The sequence below is a fragment of the Streptococcus sp. HMSC074F05 genome, assembly GCF_001808725.1.
GTDB classification, from domain to species: Bacteria; Bacillota; Bacilli; order Lactobacillales; family Streptococcaceae; genus Streptococcus; species Streptococcus parasanguinis_I.
The window spans coordinates 1-476 of the sequence record NZ_KV794398.1 but is presented as its reverse complement, the minus strand read 5'-3'; the positions used below and the strand labels follow the sequence as shown (position 1 = coordinate 476).

Genomic DNA, 476 nt, shown 5'->3' with positions numbered 1-476 from the left:
TATTATTACTTGGGAAGAGAATGAATTTGTTGGTATTGTAAAATATAACCTTCAAGACTGCGACATTATTATAAAGAGCTTGAAATATTTCCTTCAGTATTTAGATAACTCATATGTGACTGATAACTTTGAACTTGATTTATATAGACAAGCTGTATCAAAACATGGTGCTCTGTCTTATTACCAATGTTTCGGTTTTGTCCCGCTCTTGGCATTAGGAGGCTTTAAAGATGTGGATCACATGGATAAAGTAAAAGTCCTGGAACACATTTATCTCATGTACCAACTCACAGGCGGAGTATTTGACGATTGATAAAAAAGAACCACCCTTGCGGTGGTTTTTTCGACGAAAACGAGTGTGAGATAAATAACGAGTCTTTGGATGAGACTCTCTAATTTGGTGAATATAAATTATTTGGTACAAAATTTGGTACAAAAAACAAAATGACAAGCAAAAAAGCCTTATAAATCAAGGC

At 34.0% G+C, this 476-nt stretch carries 1 protein-coding gene; it reads left to right on the top strand.

Annotation, left to right across the window (positions count from 1 at the left end; translation table 11 throughout):
• On the top strand, positions 1-313 hold a 313-nt coding region (locus tag HMPREF2685_RS00055; protein WP_083279686.1), incomplete at its 5' end, for a T6SS immunity protein Tdi1 domain-containing protein.
• Positions 314-476: the final 163 nt, after the last annotated feature.